The sequence below is a fragment of the Ectothiorhodospira variabilis genome, assembly GCF_022227625.1.
Taxonomy (GTDB): Bacteria; Pseudomonadota; Gammaproteobacteria; order Ectothiorhodospirales; family Ectothiorhodospiraceae; genus Ectothiorhodospira; species Ectothiorhodospira haloalkaliphila.
Genome location: NZ_JAJNAO010000009.1, coordinates 54,399 through 70,972, shown reverse-complemented (window position 1 = coordinate 70,972; position 16,574 = coordinate 54,399). Strand labels below are relative to the sequence as shown.

Annotated in this window: 15 protein-coding genes; 10 read left to right on the top strand and 5 right to left on the bottom strand. The window is 62.6% G+C overall.

From position 1 onward, the window contains the following. Window positions 1-9: 9 nt before the first annotated feature. The 7 genes from lepB (at window position 10) to acpS (ending at window position 4,738) form a co-directional block, all read left to right on the top strand. Window positions 10-834 (top strand): signal peptidase I, encoded by an 825-nt coding sequence (gene lepB, locus LPW30_RS10440; protein ID WP_238624544.1) that lies wholly within the window; start codon window positions 10-12, stop codon window positions 832-834. A gap of 90 nt (window positions 835-924) precedes the next feature. Then, the gene (locus LPW30_RS10435; RefSeq protein ID WP_025281054.1) at window positions 925-1,296 is read left to right on the top strand and encodes a DUF4845 domain-containing protein; all 372 of its coding nucleotides are present in this window, start codon (window positions 925-927) and stop codon (window positions 1,294-1,296) included. A 2-nt stretch (window positions 1,297-1,298) separates the two neighbouring features. Then, a complete protein-coding gene (rnc, locus tag LPW30_RS10430; protein WP_238624545.1) occupies window positions 1,299-1,982 on the top strand; it encodes a ribonuclease III in 684 nt (227 codons plus the stop codon). Then, window positions 1,982-2,920, top strand: a complete 939-nt coding sequence (gene era / locus LPW30_RS10425; RefSeq protein WP_419397959.1) for a GTPase Era — start codon at window positions 1,982-1,984, stop codon at window positions 2,918-2,920. Before rnc ends, era begins: the two co-directional genes overlap by 1 nt. Continuing rightward, the gene (gene recO, locus LPW30_RS10420) at window positions 2,917-3,621 is read left to right on the top strand and encodes a DNA repair protein RecO (protein ID WP_025281057.1); all 705 of its coding nucleotides are present in this window, start codon (window positions 2,917-2,919) and stop codon (window positions 3,619-3,621) included. Before era ends, recO begins: the two co-directional genes overlap by 4 nt. Next, window positions 3,618-4,358, top strand: a complete 741-nt coding sequence (locus LPW30_RS10415) for a pyridoxine 5'-phosphate synthase (protein WP_238624547.1) — start codon at window positions 3,618-3,620, stop codon at window positions 4,356-4,358. Before recO ends, LPW30_RS10415 begins: the two co-directional genes overlap by 4 nt. Beyond that, a complete protein-coding gene (gene acpS / locus LPW30_RS10410) occupies window positions 4,358-4,738 on the top strand; it encodes a holo-ACP synthase (protein ID WP_239680805.1) in 381 nt (126 codons plus the stop codon). Before LPW30_RS10415 ends, acpS begins: the two co-directional genes overlap by 1 nt. On the opposite strand, the gene LPW30_RS10405 is transcribed toward acpS, so the two are convergent. The 5 genes from LPW30_RS10405 to LPW30_RS10385 form a co-directional block, all read right to left on the bottom strand. Continuing rightward, window positions 4,725-7,469, bottom strand: coding sequence for an ATP-binding protein (locus tag LPW30_RS10405; protein WP_239680804.1), 2,745 nt, complete (start codon window positions 7,467-7,469; stop codon window positions 4,725-4,727). The genes acpS and LPW30_RS10405 overlap by 14 nt on opposite strands. After that, on the bottom strand, window positions 7,469-8,479 hold the full coding sequence (locus LPW30_RS10400) for an ABC transporter substrate-binding protein (RefSeq protein WP_025281061.1): 1,011 nt from the start codon (window positions 8,477-8,479) through the stop codon (window positions 7,469-7,471). The genes LPW30_RS10405 and LPW30_RS10400 overlap by 1 nt, the downstream gene beginning before the upstream one ends. Window positions 8,480-8,487: 8 nt before the next feature. Further along, window positions 8,488-10,395, bottom strand: a complete 1,908-nt coding sequence (locus tag LPW30_RS10395; RefSeq protein ID WP_239680803.1) for a TonB-dependent receptor plug domain-containing protein — start codon at window positions 10,393-10,395, stop codon at window positions 8,488-8,490. Window positions 10,396-10,517: 122 nt separating this feature from the next. After that, a complete protein-coding gene (locus tag LPW30_RS10390) occupies window positions 10,518-11,435 on the bottom strand; it encodes an ABC transporter substrate binding protein (RefSeq protein WP_239680802.1) in 918 nt (305 codons plus the stop codon). A gap of 45 nt (window positions 11,436-11,480) precedes the next feature. After that, window positions 11,481-13,508 carry a TonB-dependent receptor plug domain-containing protein gene (locus tag LPW30_RS10385; RefSeq protein WP_239680801.1) on the bottom strand — a complete coding sequence of 676 codons (2,028 nt, stop codon included), beginning with the start codon at window positions 13,506-13,508 and terminating at the stop codon, window positions 11,481-11,483. A 39-nt stretch (window positions 13,509-13,547) separates the two neighbouring features. Here LPW30_RS10385 and cysM point away from each other — a divergent pair, with 39 nt between their 5' ends. From cysM to rlmD, 3 genes are read left to right on the top strand one after another with little or no spacing between them, the layout of a single operon-like run. Next, a complete protein-coding gene (gene cysM / locus LPW30_RS10380) occupies window positions 13,548-14,438 on the top strand; it encodes a cysteine synthase CysM (RefSeq protein WP_025281065.1) in 891 nt (296 codons plus the stop codon). After that, window positions 14,435-15,235, top strand: a complete 801-nt coding sequence (locus LPW30_RS10375) for a 3'-5' exonuclease (RefSeq protein ID WP_238624554.1) — start codon at window positions 14,435-14,437, stop codon at window positions 15,233-15,235. The genes cysM and LPW30_RS10375 overlap by 4 nt, the downstream gene beginning before the upstream one ends. Then, complete coding sequence (rlmD, locus tag LPW30_RS10370) at window positions 15,232-16,563, top strand: 23S rRNA (uracil(1939)-C(5))-methyltransferase RlmD (protein ID WP_239680800.1); 1,332 nt, start codon at window positions 15,232-15,234, stop codon at window positions 16,561-16,563. Before LPW30_RS10375 ends, rlmD begins: the two co-directional genes overlap by 4 nt. Window positions 16,564-16,574 lie beyond the last annotated feature (11 nt).

Genomic DNA, 16,574 nt, shown 5'->3' with positions numbered 1-16,574 from the left:
ACAGGGACCATGACATTCGACCTGGAATTGATTCTGGTACTGGGCACTCTGGTCACCGGTCTTGTGTGGCTGGCAGATGTGATCTGGTGGCGCAAGTCACGCATGGCTGCAGTGCAGGAAGCAAACCCCGGGCAGGACAAACGGGTGGCCAAGGTCGCGGCCAAGGCTCAGGAGCCCTGGTATGTGGACTATGCCAAGGCGTTCCTGCCGGTACTGCTCATCGTGCTGGTGCTGCGCTCCTTCGTGGCGGAACCCTTTCGCATTCCCTCCGGCTCCATGATGCCCACCCTGCTGGTGGGTGATTTCATCCTGGTCAGTAAATCCAGCTATGGCATCCGCTTGCCGGTGGTTCGCACCCGAATCATCGATACCGGCCAGCCACAACGTGGCGATGTAGCGGTTTTTCGATACCCGGCCAATCCCCGTGAGGACTACATCAAGCGCATTGTGGGTGTGCCGGGGGATCGTGTGGGTTTCCACGGCAAGCGTCTGTACATCAATGGGGAACCCGTGCCTCAGGAAGTGCTGGGCATTTACGAGGGGCAGGGTTCGGGCGCAGTCATGACCGGGGCCCGGTTGATGGAAGAGCGTATCAACGGGGTTTCCCATCAGGTGCTGGCATGGCCGGATCGGCAGTCCGCTGAAGGTGAAGTGGTGGTTCCTGAAGGCCACTATTTTGCCCTGGGCGACAATCGTGACAACAGCAATGACAGCCGCTTCTGGGGGTTTGTGCCAGAGGAAAACCTGGTGGGTCGGGCCCTGTTCATCTGGATGCACTGGGACCATGGTGCCCGTGAGATGGATTTCAGCCGACTGGGTACGCGTATCCAGTAGGGCGACCGCCGGCGCTGGCTGTGGCGCCGGTGAGTCGCGTCAGGGGTTATACTGAACCCCGACTATTGGCGTCTATTGGGGGCTCAGAACATGAAAAACTTGCATTCGCAATCCGGCGCCGGGTTCATCCCGCTGCTGTTGATCATCGGCATCCTCGTGATGCTGGGCACCGTGGGCCTGCGTTTGTTCCCCGTCTATACGGAGTACTGGAACGTGACGTCCATCGTCAAGGATGTGGCCAGCGAACCGGGTGCCGCCGACAAGAATGCCCGTCAGTTGTGGACCGACGTGAACCGCCGCTTCCAGATCAACTCGGTGGAAAACGTACAACGTGATCATGTCACTGTGGAACAGCAGGGAGGCGGACAGGTCCTGCGGGTACAGTACGAGGTTCGCACCCCCATGATCGCCAATGTGGATGCGGTGGTGAACTTCGATCGGTCGTTTCCGCTGGCGGATTGAGCATGGCACGTACTGGTCTCATGGCGCTCCTGCCGGCATCGGTCCCGGATTCGGATGCGTTACGTCAGGCGCTCACCCACCGCAGCGCGGGTCAATGTCATAACGAGCGTCTGGAATATCTGGGTGACAGTGTGCTCAATTTCATCATTGCCGACCGCCTCTACCAGGTGCGTCCCGAGGCGCCCGAAGGGGAACTCAGCCGCCTCAGGGCCGCTTTGGTGAACAAGGACAGCCTGGCGGTCATCGCCCGGGACCAGGGCATGGGAGAACTGCTCAGCCTGGGCGAGGGCGAGCGCAAGAGCGGCGGCCATCGCCGCGATTCCATCCTGGCCGATGCCCTGGAAGCGGTGATCGGTGCGGTGTACGTGCTCACGGATTTTGAAACCACGCGGGACTTCGTGCTCAAGCTCTATGCATCGCGCTTTGCCAGCCTGCCCAGTGCCGAATCCCTCAAGGACCCCAAAACCCGCCTGCAGGAGTGGTTGCAGCGCAGAAACCTGGACGTTCCCGACTACGAGATTCTGGAAGTGTCGGGCAAACCTCATGATCAGCATTTCAAGGCAGCCTGCCATATCCCGGCTCGGGAGTTATCGGTGAAGGGCGAGGGCAGCAGTCGTCGCCGCGCCGAGCAGGCCGCCGCCGTCAAGGCCATGGAAGCACTCCAGGCCGTGGAGAAGAACACTTGATTGAACATTCCGATCCTGGCTCCCTGGGCCGGGGTGATGACCTGCCGTCCACCCGTTGTGGTTATGTGGCCATTATCGGGCGTCCGAACGTGGGCAAGTCCACCTTGCTCAACCACCTGGTGGGGGAGAAGATCGCGGCCGCCAGCCGCAAGGCCCAGACCACGCGGCACCGCATTCGCGGACTGATCACCCACGGCCCGGATCAGTTGGTGCTGGTGGATACACCGGGGGTGGATCCCTCCACACCCAAGTTGTTGGGCAAGGTACTCAACCGCACCGCCCAGGCGGCCGTGGATGATGTGGATGCCGTGGTCCTGGTGGTGGAGGCGGGTCGCTGGGAACCTGCTGACGAGGCCCTGGCCCAGCGCCTGGAGAACAGCAACCGCCCTGTGGTGCTGGTGATCAACAAGGTGGACCGGCTCAAGGACAAGTCAGCCCTGTTGCCTTATATCGATCAGGTGCGTGGCCGGTTGCCCTTTCACGAGGTGGTGCCCCTGTCGGCCCTCAAGGGCAAGAACGTGGAGCCGCTGGTGGACACCCTGATGCAGCTCCTGCCCCCAGGCCCCCACCTGTTCCCCGACGACGAAATCACCGACCGTAGCCAGCGGTTCCGCGTGACGGAGGTGATCCGCGAGCAACTCCTGGAGCGCCTGGGCCAGGAAGTGCCCTACGCCACCTCGGTGGAGGTGGAGCAATGGGAAGACTCCGGCACCGCACTGCATATCGGCGCAGTGATCTGGGTGGAGCGCGAGGGTCAGAAGGCCATTGTCGTGGGCAAGGGAGGCCGCATGATCAAGGGCGTGGGCAGCGGCGCCCGGTTGGAACTGGAACAGATGCTTGAACGCAAGGTGATGCTCAAGCTCTGGGTGAAACTGCGGGACGGCTGGCAGGATGATCTGGATGGTATCCGCCGCATGGGGATCGATGTGGAGTCGTGAGCACTGTCTCGCGCAGCATCGGCTATGTGCTGCATGCCCGCCCTTACCGTGAAACCAGCCAGCTGCTGGAGCTGTTCACCGTATCCGAGGGGCGCATGGCCGCCGTGCTGCGCGGTGCCCGTAACCGGGGCCGTCATGCCGCCCAGCCGTTTCGCCGGATGGAACTGGCCTGGTCCGGACGTGGCCAGGTACAGACCCTCACCCAGTGCGATGAGATCGGGGCAATGCGGCTCAAGGGAGATCGCGCCATTTGCGGCCTGTACGTCAACGAACTGGCCATGAAGCTGTTGCCCCGACAGATCCAGGCTCCCGACCTGTTTGAGGCTTATGAGCAGGTGCTGTGCCAGTTGGCAGATGCCGGCATTCCCGTGGAGAGACCGCTGCGCCAGTACGAACTGGCCCTGTTGAAATGGCTGGGGGAAGGCCTGGAATTCCTGTCCAGCGACGACCTGGAGCCCGGCGCTCATTATGTGCTGGAACCTCAGCAAACGCCGCGCCGTGCCGGTGCAGGCGAGATGGATTCACCCCACTGCATCACCGGGCGGGCACTGACCGCCCTGTTGTGCGGTCAACTGGAAGACCGCGAAGACCGGCGTCAGGCAAGGCGGGTGCTGCGTCTGCTGCTGGATCACCATCTGGATGGTAAGCCCCTCGTTTCACGTCAACTCATCGCCCGCGGGCGATCGGATGCCACATCATGAGCTTTGTCTTTCCCCGTTTACGCCTAGGTGTGAACATCGATCATCTGGCCACCATCCGCCAGGTACGTCACACCACCTATCCTGATCTGGAAGAAGCCGTACGCCGTATCGAGGCCGCAGGCGCCGATATCATCACCCTGCACCTGCGTGAGGACAGGCGCCATATTCAGGACGCCGATGTGCATGGCCTGCGCCATACCATCCAGAGCGGCATGAATCTGGAAATGGCTCCCACCGCCGAGATGCATGCCATTGCCCTGGAGGTGAAGCCCGAGGCCTGTTGTCTGGTGCCTGAGCGCCGTGAGGAGCTCACCACCGAGGGTGGGCTGGACGTTCTGGGTCATGAGGATCGCCTGGCCGACTATTGTGCCGGACTGGTGGAGGCCGGCATCAAGGTCTCCCTGTTCGTGGAGCCGGATCCCGAGCACCTGGATGCCGCCCGGCGCATCGGCGCGCCCGTGGTGGAATTGCACACGGGCGCTTATGCCAACGCCAGGAGCCCTGAGGAGCGTCAGGCGCTGCTGGAACAGATCGGTCGGGCGGCGCGCCACGGCCACGAACTGGGGCTGGTGGTCAGTGCCGGTCACGGCCTGGACTACGATAACGTGGGAGCCATCGCCGCGATTCCTGAATTTTATGAGTTGAACATCGGCCACGCCATCGTGGCGCGGGCCCTGTTCTGTGGCATACAGGACGCGGTGGCACAGATGCGCGCCGCCATGGATGCCGCCCGCTGATGCGCGTGATCGGGATCGGTACGGATATCGTTGCCGTGCACCGTATCGAGGCCTCGTTGACCCGCCATGGCGAGGGTTTTGCCCAACGTATCCTGCATCCTGACGAGTGGGATGGGTTTCGCGACAGTCCCGCACCGGCGGCATTCCTGGCAAAACGCTTCGCGGCCAAGGAGGCGGTGGCCAAGGCCCTGGGCGTGGGCATCGGGGCCAGGATGTCCCTTCAGGATGCCTGCGTCGACCACGACCCCCATGGACGCCCCGTGCTGCGCCTGGATGGAAGGGGACAGGAAACGGCACAGGCCCTGGGGGTCAAGGAGACGCAGATCAGCCTCTCCGATGAGCGCGAATACGCCCTGGCCTTCGTGGTCATGTCAGGTTGATCACGTTGTCCCAGAGCGATAGCAGGGCCTCCACCTCTCCCAGCAGGGTTTGACGCATTCCGGGTATGGACACCTCGTCATTCTCGCGCAGGGCCTTCTCCAGAGCCGTGCTGGCCGCCTCCAGGCGGGGGGTTGCGCAGTAGCGCGAGGCCCCCTTGAGCTGGTGCGCCAGTTTAAGCAGCGCCGGGCGCTTCATCCCGGCATCGCACAATTCCTGTCGGGCCCTTGTCAGATCCCGGATCAAGAGTTGTCGCAGTTCCCTCGCCAGGTCCGGGGAATCGCCGGCCATTCTCAGGGCGCGCTCCGGATCGTGAAGAGGGCCCCCGGGCGGTGGTTGGAACGAGCCTGCGGCGGGGGCGGCGCTGACCGGGGCCTGCTCATTGGAGGCCTTTTTCACGCAGTCCAGCAGATCGTTCTGGGACACGGGCTTGGTCAGGATGCGGTCAAACCCCAGCTCCAGCAGCTCCCCATGAAACTCGGGGCGGGCATCTGCAGTCACGGCAATGATCCTGGCGCCTGGGTCCTCCCGCCGGATGAGCCGAAGCGCTCCGGGGCCGTCCAGCACTGGCATGTGTACATCCATGAATACGATATCGCAGCGGCGGGCCCGGTAGGATTCCGCGGCCTGGCGGCCGTTGGCGGCTTCATCCACCAGACCGCCCATGCCGCTGACGAACTCGGTGAGCAGACGGCGATTGATGGCATTGTCATCGGCGATGAGAACGCGCTTGCCACTGATGGACCGGGGCCCTGGATGTGCCAGTCGGGGCCTCTCGGCCACGGGGTACTGCCCGGATTCAGTACCCTGTCTGAGCAGATACTCTCTCAGCATGCTTTCGGACAACTGCGGCGCGACCAGCAGTGCCCCGCGCCGACGCCATTCGGCGGTGAGATCGTCCGGGAGCGCAGAGAACGCGACCAGGATCACCTGTTCCGCCTGCCGGGGGGGCTGTCGGAGGAGCCGCAGGGTCTCGGCGCCCGGACGGCGTAACCATAGCAAGCCCCGATGCCTGTGCGATGCACTCAGCGCATCCAGAAAGCCCTGCATGCTATCCATTGGCCACGCCTGCAGCCCCTGCTGGCGCGCGCAGGCCAGCGCCAGGTCACGGGCTTCGGCGTCATCCGCGTGGATCACCAGGGCATCGAGCACCGGTGGGGCGGGTTTGGCGGCCGCCTCGACGGTATCCATGGGCACCTGCAGGCGGAAGGTGGCGCCTTCGCCCGGACGACTGTCCACCGAGATCTGGCCTCCAAGCACCTTGACCAGGCCTCGCGTGATGCCAAGCCCCAGGCCTGACCCCAACCGTTGAATCTCATCGGGCTGAACCTGGTAAAAGGGCTCGAAGATGCGCTCCAGGTGGGCTTCCTCGATCCCGGGCCCGAAGTCCTGAACCTCCATCTCCAGAACAGTGCCCTGAGCAGCCTCACGGGCCCGCACTCGCAGGATGACATGGCCGTTGAGCGTGAACTTGACCGCATTGCTGAGCACGTTGGTCAGTAACTGCTTCACCCGTAGCGGATCGCTGACCAAATGCTCCGGGGTGCCTGGTTCCATCAGCAGGGCAATATTGACGGTCCTTTCCGGCACGGCCTTGTCGCAAACGCTGATCACTTCGCCCAGCAGTTGCTGCAGGCTGAAGGCCGTACGGTTGATGTAGACGTTGCCGGACTCGATGCGGGAAATATCCAGCAGGTCGCTGACCAGTTTCAGGGTGTCCTGGCTGGATTCATCGATGATATTGACCCAGGAGCGTTCCTGGTCATCCAGGGTGCCACGCTGGATCAACAACTCCGCGTAGCCCTGAACTGCGGTGAGGGGAGTACGCAGTTCGTGGCTGATGCTGGCCAGAAACTCGGATTTGCGCCGATTGGCCTCATCTGCCTCACCACGGGCCCGGGTCAGGGCCTGGTTCTTCTCGTCGATCTCACGGAGTTTTTCCTGCAGGCGCTGCGTGGCTTCCTGAATACGCTCGGTCATGGACTGCTGGGAACGCTCGATGCTCTCCGCCATGCTGTTGATGCCCACCTGCAGCACGCCGATTTCACCATCCACCCGGGCACGACTTCGGGCCGTGAGGTCTCCCTGGTCGATGTACTTCACTGTGGCAGCAATCTTCTCCAACGGTACGGACAAGCGCATGCTCCAGCGGCTCACCAGCACCCAGGTGATCGTCAACAAGAGCATGACGAGCATCAGGCTTTGCAGCATGGACTGGGTCTGACGCACCGAGGTGGGGATGTTGGTCAGGTTGAGTGAGACCGTGCCGATGAGGCGGGGGTCGCCATTGCCTGGGGCTGTGGCGGCATCGGGCAAGGGCAGGTCGAACTCGTCCAGGGCAGTGAGACGGATCTCCTCCTGAAAACGTTTGACCTCCTCGCCAAACAGGTGTGACGCCATCCAGGCTAAGGGGGAGTGGGCATCACTACCCTCCAGATGCTGTTTGTGGTGGTAAACCTGATGCCCCTTGTGATCCGTGATGGTGACCTCCAGCACATCGGGCTGCATGCGTGCCTTGGCGGTCACCGCCTCCAGATAGTTCTTGTTGCCGGAGATCACCCCATACTCAGCCGCTGGCGCCAGGAACGCCGCCAGCATCTCGCCGCGCATCAACAACTGTTCATCCAGCTCACGGACCTTGATGTCCGTCCAGTAGAGGGTCAGCGCCAGCGCCACCGCGAGGCTGGGTAGCAGTGACAGGGTGAGGATGCGATGGCGTATGCGACCTTGCATCAGGGCTCTTCCACCGTGATGCGCAGGGAACGGGCCACCTGGTGATTGATGGAGACCTGATGGACTTGAGTATGGCGGCGTACCGCCACCCAACCGTCGGGGCCATTCAGGGACTGGATGAACTGGCCGGCCTCGCGGCCCAGGGCCTGTGGCGGACTGTGGATGGACATCAGGGCTCCCGCCCGGTGAAGGGCCTCGGAATGACCAATCAGCGGCGTCCCCTGCCGATACGTGGTCATCATGATACTGACGATGGTGCGGGGGTTGTAGATGCGCCGGTCGGGGACGGTGATGATGGCATCCGCTTCCCTTGATGCCCGGATGAAGGTAGGGATCAGGTCATCCTCCTCGGCAGCGAACCGCAACAGGGACTGGGGATCGTCCTTTTCACGAAGGCTGGTGTTGTCCAGGTTGGTTCCAAACCCTGGGCTCTGGACGATGGCGAAGCGGTGCAGGACAGGTACATGCCGGCGTACGATCTCCATCCGGCGTTCCAGCGGGATATCCATGAAAATGGCCGCAAAACGCGGATCATCGTCGCGACTACCCATGACTCGCTCATAACTGATGGTGGGCACGGTGATGCTGAGCACCCGTGCCTTTCGCGTTTGCGATTGCGCGGATTCAGCTGCCCGTGTTCCGGACGTGATGATCAGGCAATTGTGGCAATCGGCACTCTGGATCCACAGCGCGGCATCCGGCGATTCCATTGCGGTGAAAACGGGTTCCTTGTCTCTTGGCAGGGTGCGAGCAAGGCCCTGGAAAACCTCCTGATGCAAGGGACTGTCTGCACTTGCCAGGAAGATGATGCGCTGGAAGTGCGTGGCCGTCGGTGCTGCGCCATCCAGGCCCTGAGCAAGCGCGGTCTGGCCCATCCCCAAACCCATCCATATCGCCATGCCCAGGCACAACCGGGCCAATGAGGCATTCAGCCAGAAGCGCCCGCTCGCCCAGGAACGCCTGCCGACGCCCCTGAGGGTATGGGTGTTGAAAGGGGAGAACCGTTCCATGGGCAGTCTCAGAATTCCGCGCTCAGGGTGAACCAGGCCCCCGTCTTGCGAGGGTTGGCACGCCAGTTCGAATCGGGGGAACGGGTATCGTAGCCACCGGCCAGCAGGTCGGTGATGGAAAGTGAGGCTTCCAGCCGAGGGGAGAGCTGGTGAGTCAGATGAAGGTCCAGGAAACCGTCCCCCGCGTCCACGGGGCGACTGCCGGGATCATCGATCCACCGTATATCGCCGTAGTGGTAGTAGCTGGTCATGATGCGCCAGTCATCACTGGGGCGCAGGATCATGCCCAGGTTCACCACATGGGAGGGTACGGAATCCGCCTGGGTCTGGCCGTGACCGTCACTGCGTGCCTGCATCAGGCTCAGCCCGCCCGTGAGGCGCAGGCGCCGATGGGGGCGGTAGCCCAGCTCGCCCTCCACGCCACTGATGCGCAGGTTGCCCTCGTTCCTGATGACGCCGGGTGGTTGAGCATTGATGATGGCCTCGTAGGGCATCTGGATGATGTGCTCAATGATGTTGTGAAAACCCTTGAGATCGACTGTGACACGACCCTGGTCGAACTGCCCATGGTAACCCAGCTCGTAGGAGCGGATGACTTCTGCGTGCAGGTCGTCCTCGGTGGTGAGCAGGAAGATATCCGTGCCGGGTATTCGACCCCTGGCATACGCTTCCACCAGGCTGGGCGTGCGGGTGGCCCGGGAGACGACGGCGCGGATGCTGTGCGTATCCGTGGGCATGAAAGTGATGCCTGCCCGTGGAAGGAATTCATCGCCGACCAGATCGTTATGTTCATACATGCCCCCAAGATGAACCATCCAATGGGCATTGGGCGACCATTCCAGATGGCCGAACAGTCGATACAGTTCATTGTTCACCCAGTTGCCGTGGTCGTAGTAGAACTCGGATCGTGACTGATCACGCCGAACCCCAGCACCCACCACCCAACGCGAATCCTGACCCACAACGCGATGCCGTTCCAGCTCGATGTCATGACGCCGGGATACCGTCACGGCAGGGTCGTCGGGAGTATTGGCAAAGAAGGCGCGCCCATCGTTTTGCTGGAAAAAGTACTGGATGACATGGCTGGTGCCCATATCACTGTGTTCTTCCAGCCTGAGCTGCAGATGACCTGAGTCGAGGGTGTCGTTGCGAAACGGCGGATGCACGTCATGAGTGCTCCCTGGGCGCCGCTCTGCCTGGAATAGACCCGCGTGAGTGGTCAGCATCCATCCGTGCGATAACAGCCAGTCTGCACGAAATCTCAGGGTATTGAGCGTGGGTTCGTCATGAGCAGAAGTCAGTCCATCATCGTGTTTCTGGCTGAGGCTCACTCGGTAGGCCAGGGCGGCCTCCTCATCACTGCCGCCCAGTCGGTACCTGATGTCACGGATGCCTCTCGAACCCAGCCGTGTGTGGATCTGCTGGCCTTGAGTATCGGAGGCATGTCGTGTGAGCACGTTGATGATGGCGGAAAAGGCATTGGAGCCATAAGCGGCTGCATTGGGTCCTCGGATGATCTCGATGCGTTCAATATCGTCCGGATGCAAGTCCAGGTCCGCCCATTGGGCCCCTCCTGTGGTGGGGCTGTAAATGGAGCGTCCGTCAATGAGTACCTGCATCTGTCGCGTGAACCGTTGCCCCAGTCCCTGATAGGCCACCATGGGATGATTCCCGTTATGCTGGCCAACGATCATGCCCGGCACCAGCCGAAGCAGATCCGTCAGATCCCTCGCCTGGCTGGCCTCCAGCCACTCCCGGTCGACGACCGTGATGGATGCTGGTGCCTCAAGCAGGGGCTGCTCCAGGCGCGTGGCCGTGAGGGCTACCGGCATATCCATGAAGAAATCCTGTTCTGTGGGAGACCATTCGCCGGCCCAAGCGGGCAGGCCAAAGGGCAGGAGCAGGGTCGTGCCCATGAGCCATGGAAGGGTCCTGCCAGCAGTGCGGTGGCATGCCTTTGAAGGATGATGGTGGCGAGACATGGTCTTTGGTGTTTGCCCGGAACCCGGGTGGGCGGGCATTGAGGTGAGTTTCAGTGTCATGGAGCCACCTGGATACGTAATGACCGGGCTACATACGGGTTGATTGCCACTTCGTGTCGTTCCGTGTGGCGTCGCTGGGCGCTCCACTGGGACTGCCCGCTCTCCAGTTGCTTGAGCAGCATGGCGGCTTCCTTTCCAAGTTGCTCTGGAGTGGCGTGAATGGAGATCAGCGCTCCGGCCCGTAGCAGGCTTTCTGAATGCGCAATCAGGGGTGTTCTGTGACGGTAGGTGGTCATCACGATGCTGACGATGGTGCGCGGGTTGTAGACGCGTCGGTCCGGGACGGTCAGGATGGCGTCGGTCTGTTCAGAAGCGTGGGCAAAGGTGCCGATCAGGTCGTTTTCCTGATAACTGATGAAGCGCTGTATTCCGGCGGGTCCACGGCTTTCCAGGCCTGAGCCTGCTTCCACGGGTAGGCGAGGCGCCGGGCCCTCGATCACGGCGATGCGATTGACGCTGGGAATCCTTTCCCGGGTGATCGCCAAGCGACGCTCCATGGGAATGTCCATGAAGATGGCGGCCAGGCGCTCCGTGTCACCATGGGTGTGGATGGCCAGGTCAAAGGCCTGGCGGGGGAGGGTGATACTCAGGATGCGGGCTTTGCTGAGGGCGGGCAGGGCCCGGTTGAGCGAGCGGGTGCCGGAAGTGATCACCAGGCAGCGGTCGCAGTCCCAGGTGGACAACCAGGCGCCCGCGTCGGGCTGATCCAGGGCCGTATAGACCATCTGTTTTTGAGGGATGTCACGGAGTTGTTCAAAGATGCTCTGATGAGGGTGACTGTCTTCACTGGCCAGAAAGAGGATGCGCTCCCAATCGGGGCTACCGCCGGCGACACCGGGCACCGGTAATGACGGGCCGGCGAGCAGCAGGGCCAGCGCCAGGATGAACCGGTGGGGAAGTGCAATCCTTGTCATGGGTGGGGCGTTCCTTCTCAAAGGGCGTTTTCACCGCGCGGGCCGCTAGAACTCCAGGGAGAGACTCAGGTAGGTCTCGGTGGACCGGCGATTGCCCGTCGAGCTGGGGCCATCCACCCGGCTGTCAAACCCGCTGGCGAGCACGTCCTTCACGGACAGGGCCACGGAGGCATGGGGGCCCAGATCACGCGCGATGTTCAGGTCCAGGAACCCGTCTCCTGCGTCAAGGCCCGGGCGGTCCCGTACCGGGTCGTCAAGCCAGTCGATTGACCCATAGTGGTAGTACTCGGCGCTGAGCGTCCACGGAGCGTCCGGTGTGAACATCACCCCCAGGTTGGCGGTGTGCCCCGGTATGGAATCGGCCTGCGGCCGGGCGTCGGTGTCCACCCCGGAGGTGTTCAACAGGGCGAACCCCGCCAGCAGTCGCAGATGCGGCGTGGGCCGGTAATCCCATTGGGTTTCCACCCCCTGCAGGGTCAAGCCACCGACGTTGCGGAACTCCCCCTGCGTTTCGAACTGGTTGAAGGAGTCATAGGGCACCTGAATCAGGTCCCGTAGCTGGTTACGAAACAGTTTGACATCGGCGGTCAGCCGGCCATCGGCGAACCGGCCGTGATAGCCCAGTTCGAGGGAATGAATGATCTCCGGTGCAAGACCGCCCTGTGACTCGGCGAGGACTCTCTCATCGCCCGGACTTGATCGGTCGACGATGCGCAGTTCCTCTTCCGCCAGGCTGGGCGTGCGCGTCGCCCTGGAGGCCACCAGGCGAAGGCTGTGCTCCGGATGGGGCAGGTAGACAAAGGCCGCCCGGGGCATGAGGTTGTCCCCGGTGATGTCGTTGTATTCGTACATGCCGCCCAGATTCACCAGCCATTGGGCCGTGGGCGACCACTCCCAGTGACCGAACACCCGGTAGAAATTATTTTCAATCCATCCCCCATCATCAAAGTAATAGGACGATGCGGAGCGATCCAGTCGTGCACTGCCGCCATACACGATTCGGGCATCGGGAGAGAGTCGGTGGGATGACTCCAGTTCCAGGTCATGACGTTGCGCCCGCGATTCGAGGGTGGCGGTGTTGCGCTGTCCATCCGCGTTCACGGTTTCAAAGTCATCCTCCAGGTCATGGAACTGGAAGTAATACTGAACCCGGTGCGTCGTGTCCGGGTCTCGGTTGTCCTGCAGTTGCAATTGAAGGTGGCCGAAGTCACGGGTGAATTCCCGGTTGGGCTGGGCTCCGATGGCCCCACGCACACCGTCGATACCCTTGCGGGACTGTCCCAGCCCCAGCTGGGTGGTGATGCCGACCCCCGGCAGCGCATCCCAGTCGGAGCGGGCGCTGAAGGTGTCGATGCGGCGGTGGTCGTTCTTGTCCCGGAAACCATCGTCCTCCTTGCGCTGCATGGCCACCCGATAATGGCTGTGCTCGGTACTGCCGCCATGGCGCCAACGCAGGTCGCGAACCCCGTTGGAGCCCAGCCGGGTGGTCACCCGGTTACCCTGGGTTTCGGCCGAGTGCCGCGTGAGGATGTTGATGATGGCGAAAAAGGAGTTGGAGCCGTAGGCGGCGGCGTTGGGGCCGCGGATCACCTCGATGCGTTCGATGTCGTCCGGCGTGAGGTCCAGGATGCCCCATTGGGTGCCGCCGTTGATGGAGGTATAGATGGAGCGGCCATCCACCAGTACCTGAAGTTGCCGGACGAACTGCTCGGAGAACCCGTGATAGGTGACGATGGGGCGTCCGCCATTGGCCGCGCCGATCACGAAACCGGGCACCATGCGCAACAGTTCATGGATGTCCCGCGCCTGACTGCCGCTGATCCAGTCGCGGTCGATCACCGTGACCGAGGCGGGCGCCTCGATCAGGGGTTGCTGCAGGCGGGTGGCGGTGAGGGCCACGGGCAGGTCCATGAAATAATCCTGCTCGGTGGGCCATGCCTCCTCGCCGAACGCCGGGAGAGAAAGGCTTGCCCCCATCAGGCCCAGACCGGTGAGCCCCATCCAGCGATGTCGGCCCGAAAACGGGCTTGTCCAGCCGTGTTTCGGCGGCGTTTCGAAAGGGGTGTCCGGCATGGTTATAATGGGCCCTGAGTCTCGAGGCGACCTTTTACGATGAATTATCCGACGATGGAATCCTGCGTGGGCAACACGCCCCTGGTACGGCTGCAACGCCTGCCGGGTGACACCTCCAATATCCTGCTGGGCAAGCTGGAGGGTGATAACCCTGCCGGTTCGGTGAAGGATCGCCCGGCCATGAGCATGATTCGCCATGCGGAAGAACGCGGCGACATCCGGCCCGGCGACATCCTCATTGAAGCCACCAGCGGCAATACCGGCATTGCCCTGGCCATGGCCGCCGCCATCCGTGGATACCGGCTGGTGCTTATTATGCCGGAAAACATGAGTTCTGAAAGGCGCGCGACCATGAAGGCCTTTGGCGCCGAGATCGTCCTGGTCACCAAAGGCGAGGGCATGGAGGGTGCGCGGGACCTGGCCCAGCAGATGCAGGCCGAGGGCAAGGGTCGTGTGCTGGATCAGTTTGCCAATGCGGACAATCCCCGCGCCCATTATGAAACCACCGGGCCGGAGCTGTGGCGCGACACCCAGGGGCAGATCACCCATTTTGTCAGTTCCATGGGGACAACCGGGACCATCATGGGGGTATCGCGCTACCTGAAGGAGCAGAATCCGAACATCCAGATCATCGGGGTGCAGCCCACTGAGGGGTCCAGCATCCCGGGCATCCGCCGCTGGCCCGAGGCCTATCTGCCGCGCATCTTTGATCCTGCCGCCGTGGATAGAGTGATCGACGTATCCCAGGATGAGGCCGAAAAGACCATGCGGCGACTGGCCGCGGAGGAGGGGATCTTTTCGGGTGTCTCCTCCGGGGGCGCCATGGCCGCAGCCTTGAGGCTGTCGGCGGAGCTGGAGAATGCCGTGATCGCGTCCATTGTCTGTGACCGTGGTGACCGCTATATCTCCACCGGCGTGTTTCCCGCATGACGGCCGCTTTTGCGGAACCGGTGATGGTCTTCGACATCGAGACCATCCCCGATGTGGAGGGTGGCCGCAGGATTCATGGTCTGGATGATCTGGATGATGCCAAGGCCGCCAAGGCCCTGTCGCAACTGAGGCTGCAGAAGACCGGTAGTGAGTTTCTGGCCCTCCATCTGCATCGGGTGGTGGCCATCTCCGTGGTGCTGGCCACCCGGGATCAGCTGAGGGTGTGGTCACTGGGCAGCCCGGACTCGGACGAGGCCGAGCTGGTGCGACGCTTCTTCGAGGGGATCGAGCGCTATGGCCCCACCCTGGTGACCTGGAATGGCGGCGGATTCGATCTGCCGGTGCTGCATTACCGCTCGTTGCTTCACAAGGTCTCGGCGCCCCGGTACTGGGATACCGGCGATGACGATCGCAGCTTTCGTTACAACAATTACCTCTCCCGCTTTCACTGGCGCCACGTGGACCTGATGGACGTGCTGGCCGGCTTTCAGATGCGGGCCAATGCGCCCCTGGACGAGATCGCCACCTTGCTGGGTTTCCCCGGCAAGATGGGAATGGACGGGGCCCGCGTGTGGGATACCTGGCTGGCCGGGGATATCAAGGCGATTCGCGATTACTGCGAGACGGACGTGCTCAACACCTACCTGGTCTTTCTGCGCTTTGAACACCTCAGGGGTCGCCTCAGCGATGAGGGTCTGGCCCGGGAAGAGGGGCGCGTGGCCGAATTGTTGCAAACTTCAGAAGCCTCCCATCTGCAGGCCTTTCACACGGCCTGGCTCGGACATCCCCCGGAATGAGTGCCAGAAAACGCAATAAATTGCCTGACGAGCCCGTTCAGGCCTCTATCGATTCCATGACCCACGAAGGGCGCGGTGTCACCCGTGTGGACGGCAAGGCCGTCTTTGTGGACGGCGTATTACCGGGCGAGACGGTGACTTTCCGTTACACGCGCCGCAGTCGCCGTTATGACGAAGGGCGTGTGGACCAGGTGCTGGAGGCCTCGAATGATCGCGTGGAACCCCGCTGCCCCCATTTTGGGGTCTGTGGCGGGTGTGTGCTCCAGCACATGGATCCCTCAGCCCAGGTGCGGGCCAAGGAGCAGGCCATGCTGGAGAACCTCAAGCATCTTGGCAGCGTGAGCCCGGAACGGGTGCTTACCGCCATCACCGGCCCCCGGTGGGGTTATCGGCGCAAGGCGCGCCTGGGCGTCAAGCATGTGCCCAAGAAAGGCGGCGTGCTGGTGGGCTTTCGGGAGCGGGGCAGCCCCTATCTGGCCGAACTGGAGGTGTGCCATGTGCTTCATCCGGCAGTGGGTGAGCGCATCATGCACCTGCGGGAATTGCTCACCGCCATGCAGGCGCGGGAGCGGATACCACAGATCGAGGTCGGGGTGGGGGATGATGATGCGGTGGCCCTGGTGTTCCGCCACCTGGATCCGCTCACAGAGGAAGACCAGGAGCGTTTGAAGGCCTTCGGTCAGGACCATGACCTGCAGATATGGCTGCAGCCCGGTGGTCCGGACAGCATCACCCCCCTGTGGCCGGAGTCCCCTGCGGATCTGTGTTTCACTCATCCGGAGGAGGGTCTGCGTATCCCGTTCTCCCCTGTGGATTTCATCCAGGTGAATCGTGATGTGAACCATCGCATGGTGCCGCAGGCCATGGAGCTGTTGCAGGTGGCACCGGAGCATGGGGTGCTGGACCTGTTCTGCGGGTTGGGTAACTTCACTTTGCCACTGGCCCGACGGGCTGCCCGGGTGACCGGCGTTGAGGGCGATGCCGCCATGGTGGAACGGGCCCGGGAGAATGCAGTCAAAAATGGCATCCATAACACCCGTTACTTTGCCGCAGACCTGAGTGCGGACCTGGCTGGAGCCCCGTGGTTATCCGAACCGGTGGATCGCGTCCTGCTGGACCCACCTCGATCCGGTGCCCGGGAGGTGCTGGGGTCGGTGGCGGCCCTGGCGCCTGAACGGATCGTCTATGTCTCGTGTAATCCGGCCACGCTGGCACGTGACGCAGGTGAACTGGTTCGCGAGCATGGGTATCGACTGGAAGCGGCGGGTGTCATGGACATGTTTCCGCACACGGCTCACGTGGAGTCCATGGCGGTGTTCAGCCGCTGATAGCGAGGCAG

Bases quoted from the DNA above. Each gene is read 5' to 3' on its own strand.
- lepB (WP_238624544.1), top strand. From the start codon at position 10: ATGACATTCGACCTGGAATTGATTCTGGTACTGGGCACTCTGGTCACC.
- LPW30_RS10435 (WP_025281054.1), top strand. From the start codon at position 925: ATGAAAAACTTGCATTCGCAATCCGGCGCCGGGTTCATCCCGCTGCTG.
- rnc (WP_238624545.1), top strand. From the start codon at position 1,299: ATGGCACGTACTGGTCTCATGGCGCTCCTGCCGGCATCGGTCCCGGAT.
- LPW30_RS10415 (WP_238624547.1), top strand. From the start codon at position 3,618: ATGAGCTTTGTCTTTCCCCGTTTACGCCTAGGTGTGAACATCGATCAT.
- acpS (WP_239680805.1), top strand. From the start codon at position 4,358: ATGCGCGTGATCGGGATCGGTACGGATATCGTTGCCGTGCACCGTATC.
- LPW30_RS10405 (WP_239680804.1), bottom strand. From the start codon at position 7,469: ATGCAAGGTCGCATACGCCATCGCATCCTCACCCTGTCACTGCTACCC.
- LPW30_RS10400 (WP_025281061.1), bottom strand. From the start codon at position 8,479: ATGGAACGGTTCTCCCCTTTCAACACCCATACCCTCAGGGGCGTCGGC.
- LPW30_RS10395 (WP_239680803.1), bottom strand. From the start codon at position 10,395: ATGGGCACGACCCTGCTCCTGCCCTTTGGCCTGCCCGCTTGGGCCGGC.
- LPW30_RS10390 (WP_239680802.1), bottom strand. From the start codon at position 11,435: ATGACAAGGATTGCACTTCCCCACCGGTTCATCCTGGCGCTGGCCCTG.
- LPW30_RS10385 (WP_239680801.1), bottom strand. From the start codon at position 13,508: ATGCCGGACACCCCTTTCGAAACGCCGCCGAAACACGGCTGGACAAGC.
- cysM (WP_025281065.1), top strand. From the start codon at position 13,548: ATGAATTATCCGACGATGGAATCCTGCGTGGGCAACACGCCCCTGGTA.
- LPW30_RS10375 (WP_238624554.1), top strand. From the start codon at position 14,435: ATGACGGCCGCTTTTGCGGAACCGGTGATGGTCTTCGACATCGAGACC.
- rlmD (WP_239680800.1), top strand. From the start codon at position 15,232: ATGAGTGCCAGAAAACGCAATAAATTGCCTGACGAGCCCGTTCAGGCC.